This is a genomic window from Akkermansia muciniphila (genome assembly GCF_018709685.1).
GTDB classification, from domain to species: domain Bacteria; phylum Verrucomicrobiota; class Verrucomicrobiia; order Verrucomicrobiales; family Akkermansiaceae; genus Akkermansia; species Akkermansia muciniphila_E.
Genome location: NZ_JABDHQ010000004.1, coordinates 144,533 through 158,199, shown reverse-complemented (window position 1 = coordinate 158,199; position 13,667 = coordinate 144,533). Strand labels below are relative to the sequence as shown.

The window sequence follows — 13,667 nt, the reverse complement described above, 5'->3', positions numbered from 1 at the left end:
ATAGGTCGCACTCCACACGGAGTGCGTGGATTGAAACGTTGCGGAAAATTCGGAAGGTAATAAATCCTTTTGTCGCACTCCACACGGAGTGCGTGGATTGAAACCGTAATGGCTTCAAGCTTGTACTTATTGCTTTGCGTCGCACTCCACACGGAGTGCGTGGATTGAAACTTTGTTGGTATTCAACCAGTTCTTCATGGTCATCGTCGCACTCCACACGGAGTGCGTGGATTGAAACCGCGGCGGCCTGCATCCAGAGTTCCCAGTCCGCGTCGCACTCCACACGGAGTGCGACTCTGCTGTCTGACAATGAAAAAGCTCTCCAGGCCTGTTTGGTCTGGAGAGCTTTTTTGTAGTGACGTATCATTAAAACTTCAGGAAGGAGTATGATTGTCCAGGTTGAGTTCTGCGGGCGGGATAGCCTGGAGCAGGGCCAGAATGGGGTCCTGCGTTCCGGCTCCCGTTTCCTGCCGGCGTTTGAATTCCTCTTCTTCCTGCTGGAGGGTGGCCAGCTTGGTGTCTTCCACCAGGGCCTTGAATTTGTCTGCCTGGGAGTATTCGCCGTCTTTATCCCGGAAGACCCGGGCGAGCCAGCGGCGTTTTTCTTCCGTACTGAGCAGGGAGTCTTTCATGTGCCGGGGAGGGTATTTTTGTCCAGCAGGTTTCCGGCCAGCTGCTTGCCTTCCTCCGTGGGGCGGTACACGTAAGGGCGGCAGTCTCCGAACCGGTTGACGTATCCCTGTGCGATGAGGTCCTGCAGGATGTTGGTGACGGTATTAGGGTGCAGGCGGGTGGCTTCCGTGATGGTGCTGTGGCGCCTGTATCCGGCAATAATGGCCAGAATGACCTGAGCGCTGCTGAGGCGGAAGTCCATCCTGCGGACGTTGGTGGCGAATATCTGTATGAAGTCCAGTGCTTTCATCAGCGTGTATTCACAAGTTATCGTTACGTTGTTCCCGTGTTATTCTCCTGTTATTCACATTCCTCCGGGCAGGTGGGAGATTTGATTTTCCTCAGCAGGTCCAGCAGGGGGTGGGAGTCGTTGGAAAAGGATTGCACGGCGTTGACGGTGGCTGCCTGCGGAAGAATGATTTTATGGAATTCCTGGTGAAGGTTCTGGCGCAGGCTCTGGTTTCCCGTCATGGGCATGGCCAGTTTCTCCGCCAGGCGCGTAGCCAGGGCGTCCATGAAGAGGGGATCAAATTGGTTTGCGTCTTCAATGTCCGCAATGTAGCTCATGGGCAGCGGAGCGCGTGAGGCATGGATGCGGCGCCCTTGCATTTTCCATTCCGTACATTCCACATCCAGGACGCGCAGGCAGTCCGCAGGCAGCGTGAACTGGTAGGGGGTCAGGGAGTTGGGAGCCTGGGCGGAGACGGAGTCCAGCATGGTTTGCGTGGTGGCGAAGGTCCAGCGCGCCATGCAGAGGGTTTCCCTCCGGGCCGGGTGGTAGTGAAGAACGCAGAGACGGGATGCCGTGGATTCATTGGCAATCAGCGCATCCAGCGGCGCTTCCCCGATCTTGGAGAGCGCGGCGTTGCAAATATCCAGCGCGGAGGGGGTATCCGGCTGAAGTAAGGATTCATGAGTCATAACGCCACATGTTTGCCGGATTTGGCCGGGTAATGCATCTTGTTTGGGAGCTCCCTCTTTTATGCCACCGGTGGCATGTATGCGGACGTTTTTTCCCCAGGTGCATTTTCCGGCAATTGGTCTATTTGATAGACGCATGCACCGGTCCGGGAGTTTCCGGGCAGGTGAAGAGCGTGCCCTTTTCCTTTACGGTGAGAAGGCGCCTGAACCGCATGGCTTATCCGTGCGGCAGGCGTCCGGACCTCCACGGAGCCATTTATTCCGGCAAACGGAACGGGCCATCAATAAAACCATGCATAGAAAGAAAAAAAGATTATGGGATTCATGAAACCATCCACACCGCCCACTCCCGCGCCGGAGCAGACCATTCCAGTGAAGGCGGAGAGTGTGGGGGAGGAAACAGGAGAGGATTACCAGGCACGGGAGCGCCAGAGGCAGGGGATGATTTCCACCATTCTGGCACGCCGCCATTCTTCCGCCGGGCAGGAGGAGGCCAATCCCCGCACCCTGCTTAGGAAAACCCTGGGATAGCCGCCGCCATGGAAGAGAGAGTTGCGGAGTTGAATTCCGTGTACAAGTCCCTGGCCGCCCAGCGCGCTCCCTGGGAGACGTGGTGGGACCGTTTGAGGGATTACGTGCTGCCGCGGCGCCTGAACCGGGAAGGGGATGTTTCCCTGCCCAGTAGGGACGCCATGGACCGCATGACGGATACCACTGCCGTGGAGGCTTGCCAGAAGCTGGCAAGCGGCCATATGTCCTACATCACGCCCAGCCATGACGTGTGGTTCAAGTGGTCCGCTCCGGATGACCGGGGCGGGGATGAAGCGGAGGCCTGGTATAACCAGTGCTCGGAGATTGCCTTGAAGGAGCTGTCCGTTTCCAATTTCTATACGGAGATCCATGAGTGTTTTCTGGACCGGGTGGCTTTGGGAACGGGAAGCCTGTTTACTGGGAATTCGTCAGACGGCAGGCTGCTGTTTACAAATATTCCGTGCGGGCAGTTCGCCTGCGCGGAGAATGCGGAAGGCCGGGTGGATACCTACGTGCGGGAGTTTACCTATACCGCCCACCAGGCACGTTCCATGTTCGGCCTGAAGGCGCTGGGCCCCCGTGCGCGGGAGGCGCTGGAACGCGGAGGCAATCCATACGCCACGTCCTTGAGGTTCCTGCATGTGGTTCGTCCGCGCGCCCGGCGCAGCCGCCGCAGGGAACAGGCCGCCCACATGCCGTTTGAGAGCGTGTACCTGTCCCTGGATGACCAGGTGATCGTGGAGGAAGGGGGATACATGGAGTTTCCGTACCTGGTGACCCGGTTTTTGAAGTGGGGCAGCGGGCCGTACGGCCTTGCGCCCGGCAGGCTGGTGTTTCCCGCCATCCAGCAGGTGCAGTTTCTGAACCGTATTCTGGACACCCTGGGTGAGGTTGCCGCCTTCCCCCGCATTCTGGAGCTGGCTAACCAGATCGGGGAGGTGGACCTGAGGGCCGGCGGCAGAACCGTCATCACGCCGGAGGCCGCTTCCCTCCACCTTCCGCGGGAGTGGGCCACGCAGGGCAGGTACGACGTAGGGATGGACCGCCTGGCGCAGAAGCAGGACGCCATCCGGCGCGCCTATTACCTGCCCATGCTGGAGCTCTGGAGCGGCCACCGCGGCAGCATGACCGCCACGGAGGTGATGGCCCGGGAGAACGAACGCGTTCTGATGTTTTCCCCGTCTTTCACGCTGTTTGTGAGTGACCTGTATTCCACCATGACGCGCATTTTCTCCCTGCTGTTCCGCATGGGCAAGTTCCCCAGGCCTCCCCGCGCCGTTCTGCGGGAGGGGAGGGACGGGGCCATTGCCGTCGGAGAACCCAGGGTGGTGTACCAGTCAAAGATTGCGCTGGTGCTCAGGCGCTTGCAGAGCGAGGGGATGGACCGCAGCCTTCAGCGCCTGAATATGATGATGCAGGCCGCGCCGGACCTGGCGGACCATGTGGACTGGGACCATTGTTTCCGCCTGTCCACCCGTGTGGACGGCGCCCCGGAGAGCATGCTGAGGCCATGGGCTGACGTCCAGGCCATGCGGAAGGAGCGTGCGGACCGCCAGCAGGAGGCCGCGCAAGCCCCGGCGGAAGAGGACCCGTACGCTTCCCTCAATCCTTTACTTGACCAGTTAACAGCAATTCAGGAATGAACCAGGATACGACATTGCAGCAGGAGGCTTCCCTCAGGGAGGCCCGTCTTAGAAGGCGCCAGCTTCTCCGGGTGTTTGACACCCCGGACGGGCGGGAGGCGCTGACCTTTCTGGAGGCTCGCTTCCAGACTGATTTGCCCGTTTTTCAAGGCAGTCCCGGGAGCTACGACCCCCTGGACGCCATGAGGCGGGATGCTTACAGGGAGATATTCCTGTACATTCGCCGCCAGCTTCAACTAGCCATTAAAGAATCCACAGCAGAAGAAAAAAATGATTGATTCCATTGATAACCATACGGCCGCCCCCTCCAGGGAGGCGGATTTTTCCGGGGGAGTTTCTCCGGAGGCGGAAATTTTAACCGGGGCTCCCGCGCCGTCCGAACCTCTTCCCGGCCTTCTGGGGGAGGACGGAGGTTTTGTTCCGGACTGGTACGCCCGTTTTGATGAGCTGAAGGGGATGGAGAAGTCCCTTTCCAAGTTTAAGACGCCGGAGGCCCTGGCCAAGAGTTACGCGGAGCTGGAGCGCATGCGGCATTATCCCGGTGTGGAGAATGAGGAGCAGATGGAGCGGTTCCGGCGGATGGCCGGGCTTCCGGAGTCAGAGGAGGAGTACCGCCTGGAGCGACCGGAATCCATGCCGGAAAGCGAGTGGAACGCCGGACTGGCGGAACGCATGGCCCGCACGGCCTACCGTTACGGCGTGCCTCCGGAAGCCATGAATGCCCTTCAGGAGACAATGTCCCAGGCGTATCAGGAAGCCAGGGAACAGATGGCGGATTCCCGGCTGGAGATGGAAACCCGGGCGGAAGAGTCCCTGCAGCAGGAATGGGGCGCCAATTATGAGCGCAACATGGGCCGGGCTACCGCCGCTCTCCAGCGGCTTGCGTCAGAGACGGGCGTGGATGCGGACGCCCTGCTTGATCATCCGGAGCTCGGTTCCAATCCGGACGTGATCCGGCTGCTGTTCCAAGCCTCCCGCCTGCTGGATGAAGCGCCCCTTCATCATTCGGGGAATGATACGCCTTCTCCTGCGGAGGAGGCCATGCGCATGGAGTCAGACCCTTCCCACCCGCTTTATGATGCGTATATGAACGTGAACCATCCCAACCACAGATATGCCAATGAATTGTATGACCGCCTGACGTCCCGGTAAACCGTGGATTATCTGGCGGCCCTGGCCAACAGCAAGCCCGGCGGAGGGATTTCCTCCGCCGGGCTCTTAATGGTCATTATTTCATCAGGGAAGGAGGGTCAAGGGCTGCGGCCTTCATCTGCCTTCACACTATTAGCGTCCTGAGGGTGGGGTTGTGTTCAAAAAAAGATGGGAAAAGATTTTTGCCTTTCCTGCCGCAGGCGCTGCAAATGCCATGTTTCCCGGCTTCTTTTTCTCTATCCGGGTGTGCGGAGCACCCTCCGCAAACAGGCTTTTTCTTCCAGGCCGTGCCGACGGAGATGCAGGAGAAAAGTTGGAAGTCCTGGGGTGCCGGAATAAAAAATCCCGTCCGGGAAGGGACGGGATTTTAAAAAAGTGGTACGCGGTATAGGATTTGAACCTACGACCTCCACCATGTCAAGGTGTTGCTCTACCACTGAGCTAACCGCGCGTTTGGAAGTGCGGGCGGATTATTACCCGATTGGGGTGGAAAGAGCAATACTTTTTTTAGGAGAGCGTCCATTTCGGGAGGAAATCCGTCCTCTCCCGTATGGGAAAGACGCTGATTTGTCTTCCTATGCTGCCATTTCCTGTTAATTTGCAGGGAACCATTCCCAAATCTAATGAACAGACATTCAATTTTTGCATTATGCGCCGTGCTCGGATTCAGCGTTTCCGGAGTTTCCATGGCCCAGGGCCTCTCGCCTGACAAGGAAGCCGCCGCAAAAGCGGCCAAGGCCGCCAAGGTGAAGTTCAAGTGGGGCAAGAGCATGAAAAGCGCCCAGAAGCAGTCGGAGGAGACGGGCCTTCCCATTGTTCTTCTTTTCACGGGAACGTCCTGGTGCGGTTACTGCATTAAGCTGGAGAAGGAAATTCTTTCCAAGAAGGAGTTCAAGCAAGGCATGGATGGCGTAGCCATCGGCGTCAAGTTTGAGTTCGGCAGTCCAGATTTCAGCAAATCCAAGGAAGCGAAGGAGTACGGCATTCGCGGCGTTCCCGCCATGGTGGTGGTAGACGCCCAAGGGAAGGAGCTGGGCCGCACGGGCTATGTTCCCGGCCGGTCTCCTGTCCAATACGTTGAGTTTTTCAAGAAGTACGCTCCCAAGCCGGCGGAGGCCAGGTAGGGTGCTTGCTCCCAACCGGGATTCTGGCAGGAGCTGTGGTGTTAAAGCCGCAGCTCCTGCCGTATTTTAGAGGAAAGGAGGGAAATTTTCATGAAACTTTTTTTCATCATGAAAGCTTAAAAAAATCCGTAGGAAAATTATGACAAAAGCATATTGAATGAAGAATTTGTTTATCCGGTCCTACTGGTATGCCTGAATTTACAAATGCATTTAGCGGACTGAAGGAAGACCGGATGCTCACCCATGACGAATTGGTGAGGGCCATCCGTTTCATGATCGCAGCGGAATATGAATCCATCCAGCTTTATACCCAGCTTGCCGCCTCCATTGACCATAAACTGGCCCAGGAAGTTCTTTGGGATATTTCCGATGAAGAGAAGGAACACGCGGGAGAATTCCTCCGTCTTCTCCAAGTTCTGGCCCCGGATGAACAGGGCTTCTACGACGAAGGAATGGGTGAAACCAATGAAAAAATTGACAAGCTGAAAGCGTCCTGCCCGGACGGCAAATGCGGCAATTCCCCTGCCCATTGACGGATTTCCCATCCGCCGCTGTCAAACGCCCGCTTTTTCCTTCAGGGAGAAGTCGGGCGTTTTCTCTTGCCGTATGGGGCGCCCCGTTTTGTCTCTCTCATTTCACATCCGTAGTGGAAGGCACGCCGGAGAGGGGGGCGGAAAATTGCTAGTTCCCCCGCCTCAAAACATGACGGGAAGCGGCATCGCCGCTATTAGACCATTTTCTATGGAAAAAGTTCAAAGAATGTCGCAAAAAATGTATGACAAAAACATTTTGAATACATTAGTGGTGATTTGAGTCATACCTGCATGCCTGAATTTACAAATGCATTTAGCGGACTGAAGGAAGACCGGATGCTCACCCATGACGAATTGGTGAGGGCCATCCGGTTTATGATCGCAGCGGAGTATGAGGCCATCCAGCTCTATACCCAGCTTGCCGAATCCATCGACAACAAACTGGCTCAGGAAGTTCTTTTGGATATTTCCAATGAAGAAAAGGAACACGCGGGAGAATTTCTCCGTCTCCTTCAGGTACTGGCCCCGGATGAACAGGGCTTTTACGACGAAGGAATGGGTGAAACCAATGAAAAAATTGACAAGCTGAAAGCGTCCTGCAAGGACGGTTCATGCAGTTCCCATTGACGGAACTTTCCGTCTGCTTGAAATGCCCGGTTTTCCTGCGTGGGGAGACCGGGCATTTCAATGCTGTGCCTTTGCTTCCAGAGCGGCCGCCTGCCGGGCGCAGAAGGCAATGCAGCGTTCGCAGGGGCGTGAGGCGTAATAGGCCGCGGTCCGTTCGCCGGGGCGCGCCGTTTCCGCAGCCAGCCGTTCCGGAGACAGGCCCAGCAGCTCCCGGCAGTAAAGCGTGCCGAATTCCTGTTTGAAGGAGGCCGCCAGGGATTGCACCAGGGAAAAGATTTTTTCCTTTTCTCCGGTTTCCGGAGAACTGTTTCCGTACAGGCTTCCCGCCAGCATGCTCAGTCCGCAAAAAGCTCCGCACACCTCCCGCATGCGGCCTATGCCAGCTCCAAGCGGGGAGGAAAGCTTCAGGGCCGTTTCTTCCGTCAGGCCGCAGACGTCCGCAAAGGCGGCAAAGACGGACTGGGAACAGTTGTACCCCTGGTGGAAATAGTCCAGCGCCCTGGCTGCCCGGTCTTCCTTGGAAGCGCTCATGGAAAAAACATGGGGGTTACTGCTCCTTTTCAGCAGCGGCTTCTGCGGCGGCATCCTGCGGCTTCTTGCGGTCCGTCAGCCGCAGCATGATGATGTAGCAGACGGCCAGCACCAGCACGGCCAGAATGAGGGGAAGGCTTTCGCTCTTGACGGTGAGGATCAGTTCATCCGGGGATTTGAGCAGTTCCGGATGCCGTTCTCCAATGCGGTGGCCGTACCAGGCGAGCACCGTGCACCAGGCAAACGCTCCCAGCACCGTGACCAGGGAGAAGACGCCGAATCCCATGCGGACAATCCCCGCGGGAATGGAGATCAGGTGGCGGATAACGGGCAGCAGGCGGGCGAAGAAAACGCCGGAGACCTCGTAACGCTGGAGAAAGACTTCCGCTTTTTCCACCTTTTGGGGGGGCATGAAAAAGAATTTGCCCCAGCGCATGATAACCGGGCGCCCCACGATGCGGGCAACCGCGTATGTAATGGCGGACCCCAGCCAGGAACCGAACGTCCCCGCAATCACCACCCCCCAGAAGCTCATGCCCGCCCCGTCCTGGGCGGAAAGGATGGCCGCGGGCGGAATGACTACCTCACTGGGGACGGGAAAGATGGAGCTTTCCATGGCCATCAGGACGATGACGCCCACGTAACCCCAGTCCTGCACCCAGGACATCCAAAGCGAGACCAATTCATGCATACGGCGCGTATCTTGCATTAAAATCCTTGAAAGGAAAGTCTTTTATTGCGCCGCTGAAACGGGGCTGGTAAGATAAAAAGGCATACGGCGCGCGCCGCAGCGGAGAGTGATGAAGCTTTATATTATAGCAGGAGAGAAGAGCGGGGATATTCACGGAGCCCTGCTGTTGAAGAATCTGCTGCGCCTGATGCCCGGAATGGACGTTCAGGGGCTGGGCGGCCGCGGCATGCATGCGCTGTGCCCCGGCGTGGAGGACTGGGCGGATGAAGCCGCCGTCATCGGCGTGGTGGAGGTACTCAAGAAGTACGGATGGTTCAGGAGGCGTTTTCTCTCCATTCTGGAGCGTATACGGCAGGACCAGCCGGACTGCCTCATCCTGATTGACTACCCGGGATTCAACCTGCGCCTGGCGGAAAAAGTCCGCAAGTGCTGCCCCCGTACCAAAATCGTTTATTTTATCTCCCCGCAGGTGTGGGCCTGGCACCGCGGGCGCATTCCCAAGATGGTGCGCATGCTGGACCTGATGATGTGCATTTTCCCCTTTGAGGCTCCCTTGTTCCAGGAAGCCGGGCTGAGAACGGAGTTCGTGGGGCATCCCCTGGTGGATGAGATTGCCTCCATCCGTAAGGAGGGCGTCCGGCAGCCGTCCCTGATCGGGCTCTTTCCAGGCAGCCGGAACAGGGAGATTGACAGGCATTTTCCGGTGTTCATAGAGGTAGTGCGCCGTCTTTCCCGGGAACGGCCGGAGCTGTCCTTTGAAACTGCCGCCTCCACGGAGGCGCTTGCAGAAAGAATGCACGGCATGGCGCAAAACGCCGGCATGCGGCCGGAACTCTTCCACATTACGGTGGGTGGCTATCATGAACTGATGGACCGCGCCGCCGTGGGCGTGGTGGCTTCCGGCACCGCCACGATGGAGGCCGCCTTGCACCGCCTCCCGTACATGCTGGTGTACAAGGTTCCGCTGCTCACGTACTGGATGGCCCGCATGCTCATTAAAATACGCTTTATCGGCATGGTGAACATTCTGGCGCAGAAGCCCGTGGTAAAGGAGCTGGTCCAGTTTGACTTTACGCCGGAGAAGGTGATTCAGGAAATAGAACGCCTGCTGGTTCCGGAAAACAGGGACGCCCTGCTGGCGGAAATGAAAGACGCCTCCGACAAGCTGGGGCAGGGGGGCGCTGCGGAACATGCGGCGCAGGCCGTGTGCCATCTGTTGGAGGAGTAAGCGGCAAGGCTTTTTCCCCGGATATTGGTTCCGGGAGAACCGGGAGTGCCTGTTTGATTGGGCGCGGTTTCTGTGCTTCTGCCTTGGCCGTGGCGTTTCCTTGAGAATCAAGGCCTCCGGAAGAATGAAAAAGCGCCGGGCGAACCCGGCGCTTCATGGTGTGTTTTACGTTGAAAGCAGGCAGGCTCAGACCACTCCCTGGTCGATCATGGAATCCGCCACCTTCACGAAGCCGGCAATGTTGGCGCCGGTGACGTAGTTGGTGAAGGATTTGTCGGAGGAGTACTCCCTGGCATGGGCCAGGGCGTTCGCGTGGATGTTGGCCATGATGCTCTTCAGCTTGTGGTCCACTTCCTCGCGCGTCCAGGAGAGGCGCTGGCTGTTCTGGGACATTTCCAGGCCGGAGGTAGCCACGCCGCCGGCATTGGCGGCCTTGGCGGGACCGTACAGGATCTTGGCGGCCAGGTAGGTTTCAATGCCTTCCAGGTCCGTGGGCATGTTGGCGCCTTCCGCCACCAGCGTACAGCCGTTCTTGATCAGGGTGCGGGCGTCTTCTCCGTTGATTTCATTCTGCGTGGCGGAGGGGAAGGCGCAGTCGCACGGGACGCTCCAGGGACGCTGGCCTTCAAAGTACTGCGCCTTCGGGAACTCCTTAACGTATTCCGCAATGCGGCCGCGGCGCTTGTTCTTGAGTTCCATGACCCAGGCCAGTTTTTCCGGGGAAATGCCGTCCGGATCGTAAATGAAGCCGTTGGAGTCGGACATCGTGACGGGCTTCGCGCCCAGTTCATTCAGTTTTTCCACGGTGTACTGGGCCACGTTGCCGGAGCCGGACACCAGGCAAATCTTGCCCTGCAAGTCGTCATTGCGGGTGGCGAGCATGTTCTGGGCAAAGTACACGCAGCCGTAGCCGGTAGCTTCCGGGCGGATGAGGGAGCCGCCCCAGTTCAGGCTCTTGCCGGTGAGAACGCCGGTGAATTCATTGCGGATTCTCTTGTACTGGCCGAACAGATAGCCGATTTCGCGGCCGCCCACGCCAATGTCCCCGGCGGGAACGTCCGTATTGGCGCCAATGTGGCGCTGAAGCTCCGTCATGAAGCTCTGGCAGAAGCGCATCACTTCATTGTCGCTCTTGCCCTTGGGGTCGAAGTCGGAGCCGCCCTTGCCGCCGCCCATGGGAAGGGTGGTGAGGGAGTTCTTGAAAACCTGTTCAAAACCCAGGAACTTCAGAATGCCGAGGTTCACGCTGGGGTGGAAGCGGAGGCCGCCCTTGTACGGCCCGATGGCGCTGTTGAATTCCACACGGTACCCGCGATTCACCTGAACCTTGCCCTGGTCGTCGATCCACGGCACGCGGAACAGGATGGTCCTTTCCGGTTCCACGATCCGTTCCAGAATCGCGTGGTCTTCATACTTGGAATTCGCGGCCAGAACCGGCTCAATCGTGTTGAGCACTTCCTGAACGGCCTGGATGAATTCTTTTTCGTGGCTGTTCCTGGCTTTCACCAAGTCGAGCACGCGCTGGGAATATGTCTGTGCCATCTTCTCTGTTGTTATATTTGGGTTGACGCTTCACGCGCGGTTGTTCGCACGCGCCTTCCGTTTATCATTCCGCGGCGCAGACTGGCAATCATTTTTTTCCCGGGAAAGCATCAGGGGTCAGCAGGAAAATGGAAAATATCTTTCCGTGTTGTAATTTGTAAACTGACCCTATCGCCGCCTGGCTCTTGCCCGCGCAGCGCGTTCCGGGCGGCGGAAGCCGGCGGCTTTACCCGGCCATCCGGACTCTTTTTTCCCGGAGGCGGATTTTGAATCCGGTGTCAATAAAGAATAAATGAAAAAGAAAAAGTTATCGTAAAACGCCGCTGCGCCACAGGCGGAATTGCTCCGCAATGAATGGACGGGGTATTTTTTATAAGCAGGCGGTTTTCTGCTCTTTGCGTAATCGTCCGGATTCAAAATCCTTAAACTGGCCTTCATTGTCAGAATAGTCAAAAACCATGAAGAAAACATTATTCCTGCTTATTGCCGGAGGGGCTTTTTCCATTGCCCAGGCGGCTTCTGTTTTTGTGGATGTGTACAGGGATGGGGAAGGAAGGGACGGCATGAACCAATACACTTCCAACGCTGCGGCTGTTCTCCCCCTGGTGGACGCCTCCGGCAGCGAGACTCCCTATACTCTTAAAATCGTTAAAAGCGCCGGAAACTTCTTCAACACGACGCTTGCCACCATGGCTCCCGGGGAGGACGACCCTGCCTATTACGCTTATTACCAGAACAAGGCGGCGATGACGGACCTGGTTAATACCCTCGGTTCTTTTGATTACGGCGCGCTGGCCTCCTATATGGCTCCCGGGGCCGGAGGTTCCACTACATCCTCCATTCAATTGGGAGGGCTGACCGTGGGAGATACGGTAACGCTGTATATGTTCATTTCCAGTACTGCCTCTGCTCCGGGGGCTACTGCCGTGACCGGGGGTACCGGCTCCTTCGAATACGCCGCGGCGGACGGGAGCGGATTTTCATCCACTCCTTCCTTCGCCAACGGCAAGCTGACCCTGGTCAAGTGGACGGGAGAGGCCACGGCGGATACCCTGGATTTCCGCATCGGAGGGCAGAAGGCCGGGGTTGCGGCCATGGCGTTTTCAGTCGTTCCGGAACCGGCTGTGGCCTCCATGGGATTGCTTGGACTGGCCGTTATGATGGTGCGCCGTTGCAGGGCGTAATCCCGTTCACCCCGGCGTTCTTTTCCTTGTTACGGAACCATCCCCGGAGGCGGCATGATCCCCGCTCTCCGGGTTTTTCTGCGTGACGGGCAGGGAAAAGCTTCTTTCGGGCGCACCCGCAGGGAAAAATCAGGCGGTCAGGCGTTCGATCCATGCCCGCGTTTTCAAGTCCCCCTCCGCCATCTTCTTGGCCCGGTGGAGCAGGGTTCCCATGGATTTGGGGATGCCCATGTGCAGGCGGTTGCTGATCCAGGCGTACGGAACCAGCGTGCTTTGCCGGACGGCCAGGGCAATAATGAGCTTGGACGGGTGGCTGTAGGGCGTGACAAGCAAATCCTCCTCTGACAGGCCGAACGCCTTCAGGCCGTTTTTCACGATGATTTCCGCCTGGTATTCCCCTATTTCCGAGGCGCGCGCCCCCGTAGTGACGGGCTTCCTGCGCGCCAGCCGGGGCAGTTCCCCCACCAGTCTGGCGCGGAAAGCGCTGGAGCCGTAGCACCAGCCCCGCTGCACGGTGCCGGGGCCCACGTGCCCCGCGGGGAGCAGGGAGCGTTCATCCATGCGTTCCGCCTCAAAGCGGCCCATCAGATGGTTGAGGTACTTCTGGCGCCCGTCATCCGTATCGTCACAGCCAAAGCACACCAGGCCGCGCTCCGGGTGAATCCACTTGGGCCTTTTCGCGGGGGCTGCCAGCCATGCCGGGAGGCTGGTCCACTTGCAGCCGGAAAGGAACGTGTGGCGGCGCGCCAGGCCGGACCGCGCCGGATTCAGGTGAATGTAGTCGATAATGGTGGAAAAATAATGGGCGTTCTCCGCTTCCACCACCATGGCGTGGTACCTGCCCGCAAACAGGTGGCCGCGCATGCGGTGGCGTGCGTTAAAGCGCTGCGTGTAGGCGGTCTGGAGCCATTTCATGCCGTCCACTAGATTGGCGCGGGCCGTCTGGAAAAGAATATGGTAGTGATTGGCCATCAGAGCATAGGCGTACACGGTCCAGCCGCTTCTGCGGGCCGCCTCATAAAAAGTGCGCAGAAAGATTTCCCGGTCCTCGTCATCCAGATAAATGGCGTCTCCGCGGTTGCCTTCGCTCTGCACGTGATAGACCGCTCCGGGGTACTCTATTCTCAGCGTACGGCTCATAATGCCGGAAGCGTACCGGATGGGGGTAAAAATGCAAGTTTGTTGTTATTTTTAACCTGACCCCTATCGTAAAAAAAGAGGATGGAAAAATTGCGTTTTTAAGCTGCTCCGTGTTTCCGGGAAGGGAGGGCCTGCCTCCGCCTGGCGC

The 13,667-nt window shown here is 57.9% G+C and carries 17 protein-coding genes, 1 tRNA gene and 1 CRISPR repeat array (1 of these 19 cut by a window edge); of the genes, 9 read left to right on the top strand and 9 right to left on the bottom strand.

Annotated elements, in window-relative coordinates; all coding sequences use genetic code 11:
* A CRISPR array of direct repeats spans window positions 1-238; the repeat unit is 33 nt; unit sequence GTCGCACTCCACACGGAGTGCGTGGATTGAAAC; it reaches 1,736 nt to the left of the window's first position.
* Between the two features lie 136 nt (window positions 239-374).
* Genes HHJ06_RS04300 through HHJ06_RS04290 form a run of 3 tightly spaced genes read right to left on the bottom strand, consistent with a single transcriptional unit; the run spans window position 375 to window position 1,593 of the window.
* Window positions 375-632, bottom strand: a complete 258-nt coding sequence (locus HHJ06_RS04300; RefSeq protein WP_215427914.1) for a hypothetical protein — start codon at window positions 630-632, stop codon at window positions 375-377.
* Window positions 629-922: a MarR family winged helix-turn-helix transcriptional regulator gene (locus HHJ06_RS04295; RefSeq protein ID WP_215427912.1), complete on the bottom strand. Its 294-nt coding sequence runs from the start codon at window positions 920-922 to the stop codon at window positions 629-631. Before HHJ06_RS04295 ends, HHJ06_RS04300 begins: the two co-directional genes overlap by 4 nt.
* 50 nt (window positions 923-972) lie before the next feature.
* Entirely contained in the window at window positions 973-1,593 is a 621-nt protein-coding gene (locus HHJ06_RS04290; protein WP_215427910.1) for a hypothetical protein, read from the bottom strand.
* A gap of 324 nt (window positions 1,594-1,917) precedes the next feature.
* On the opposite strand from HHJ06_RS04290, the gene HHJ06_RS04285 reads away from it, so the two are divergent.
* Genes HHJ06_RS04285 through HHJ06_RS04270 form a run of 4 tightly spaced genes read left to right on the top strand, consistent with a single transcriptional unit; the run spans window position 1,918 to window position 4,919 of the window.
* Window positions 1,918-2,124: a hypothetical protein gene (locus tag HHJ06_RS04285; RefSeq protein WP_215427908.1), complete on the top strand. Its 207-nt coding sequence runs from the start codon at window positions 1,918-1,920 to the stop codon at window positions 2,122-2,124.
* A gap of 8 nt (window positions 2,125-2,132) precedes the next feature.
* Entirely contained in the window at window positions 2,133-3,767 is a 1,635-nt protein-coding gene (locus HHJ06_RS04280) for a portal protein (protein WP_215427906.1), read from the top strand.
* Complete coding sequence (locus tag HHJ06_RS04275) at window positions 3,764-4,045, top strand: hypothetical protein (RefSeq protein ID WP_215427904.1); 282 nt, start codon at window positions 3,764-3,766, stop codon at window positions 4,043-4,045. The genes HHJ06_RS04280 and HHJ06_RS04275 overlap by 4 nt, the downstream gene beginning before the upstream one ends.
* Window positions 4,038-4,919, top strand: a complete 882-nt coding sequence (locus tag HHJ06_RS04270; protein ID WP_215427902.1) for a hypothetical protein — start codon at window positions 4,038-4,040, stop codon at window positions 4,917-4,919. Before HHJ06_RS04275 ends, HHJ06_RS04270 begins: the two co-directional genes overlap by 8 nt.
* 376 nt (window positions 4,920-5,295) lie before the next feature.
* Here the strand turns inward: HHJ06_RS04270 and HHJ06_RS04265 are convergent.
* Window positions 5,296-5,370, bottom strand: a tRNA-Val gene (locus tag HHJ06_RS04265).
* A gap of 172 nt (window positions 5,371-5,542) precedes the next feature.
* Here HHJ06_RS04265 and HHJ06_RS04260 point away from each other — a divergent pair.
* The 3 genes from HHJ06_RS04260 (at window position 5,543) to HHJ06_RS04250 (ending at window position 7,203) form a co-directional block, all read left to right on the top strand.
* Window positions 5,543-6,043, top strand: a complete 501-nt coding sequence (locus HHJ06_RS04260; protein ID WP_215427900.1) for a thioredoxin family protein — start codon at window positions 5,543-5,545, stop codon at window positions 6,041-6,043.
* Window positions 6,044-6,231: 188 nt separating this feature from the next.
* Window positions 6,232-6,576: a ferritin family protein gene (locus tag HHJ06_RS04255; protein WP_215427898.1), complete on the top strand. Its 345-nt coding sequence runs from the start codon at window positions 6,232-6,234 to the stop codon at window positions 6,574-6,576.
* A gap of 291 nt (window positions 6,577-6,867) precedes the next feature.
* Complete coding sequence (locus tag HHJ06_RS04250; RefSeq protein ID WP_215427896.1) at window positions 6,868-7,203, top strand: ferritin family protein; 336 nt, start codon at window positions 6,868-6,870, stop codon at window positions 7,201-7,203.
* 57 nt (window positions 7,204-7,260) lie between these two features.
* On the opposite strand, the gene HHJ06_RS04245 is transcribed toward HHJ06_RS04250, so the two are convergent.
* Both HHJ06_RS04245 and HHJ06_RS04240 read right to left on the bottom strand, forming a co-directional pair.
* A complete protein-coding gene (locus HHJ06_RS04245; protein WP_215427894.1) occupies window positions 7,261-7,734 on the bottom strand; it encodes a C-GCAxxG-C-C family protein in 474 nt (157 codons plus the stop codon).
* 16 nt (window positions 7,735-7,750) lie between these two features.
* On the bottom strand, window positions 7,751-8,401 hold the full coding sequence (locus tag HHJ06_RS04240; RefSeq protein WP_215427891.1) for a DedA family protein: 651 nt from the start codon (window positions 8,399-8,401) through the stop codon (window positions 7,751-7,753).
* 133 nt (window positions 8,402-8,534) lie between these two features.
* Between HHJ06_RS04240 and lpxB the strand changes: the two genes are divergently transcribed.
* The gene (lpxB, locus tag HHJ06_RS04235; RefSeq protein ID WP_215427889.1) at window positions 8,535-9,653 is read left to right on the top strand and encodes a lipid-A-disaccharide synthase; all 1,119 of its coding nucleotides are present in this window, start codon (window positions 8,535-8,537) and stop codon (window positions 9,651-9,653) included.
* Between the two features lie 186 nt (window positions 9,654-9,839).
* Here lpxB and gdhA read toward each other — a convergent pair whose 3' ends face one another.
* Both gdhA and HHJ06_RS04225 read right to left on the bottom strand, forming a co-directional pair.
* Window positions 9,840-11,195, bottom strand: a complete 1,356-nt coding sequence (gene gdhA, locus HHJ06_RS04230; RefSeq protein WP_215427888.1) for an NADP-specific glutamate dehydrogenase — start codon at window positions 11,193-11,195, stop codon at window positions 9,840-9,842.
* Between the two features lie 168 nt (window positions 11,196-11,363).
* The gene (locus HHJ06_RS04225) at window positions 11,364-11,666 is read right to left on the bottom strand and encodes a hypothetical protein (protein WP_215427886.1); all 303 of its coding nucleotides are present in this window, start codon (window positions 11,664-11,666) and stop codon (window positions 11,364-11,366) included.
* Here HHJ06_RS04225 and HHJ06_RS04220 point away from each other — a divergent pair.
* Window positions 11,654-12,379 (top strand): hypothetical protein, encoded by a 726-nt coding sequence (locus HHJ06_RS04220; RefSeq protein ID WP_215427884.1) that lies wholly within the window; start codon window positions 11,654-11,656, stop codon window positions 12,377-12,379. The two genes, HHJ06_RS04225 and HHJ06_RS04220, sit on opposite strands and share 13 nt — an antisense overlap.
* Window positions 12,380-12,508: 129 nt before the next feature.
* Here the strand turns inward: HHJ06_RS04220 and HHJ06_RS04215 are convergent, their stop codons facing one another.
* Window positions 12,509-13,519, bottom strand: a complete 1,011-nt coding sequence (locus HHJ06_RS04215) for a transposase (protein WP_215427882.1) — start codon at window positions 13,517-13,519, stop codon at window positions 12,509-12,511.
* Window positions 13,520-13,667: the final 148 nt, after the last annotated feature.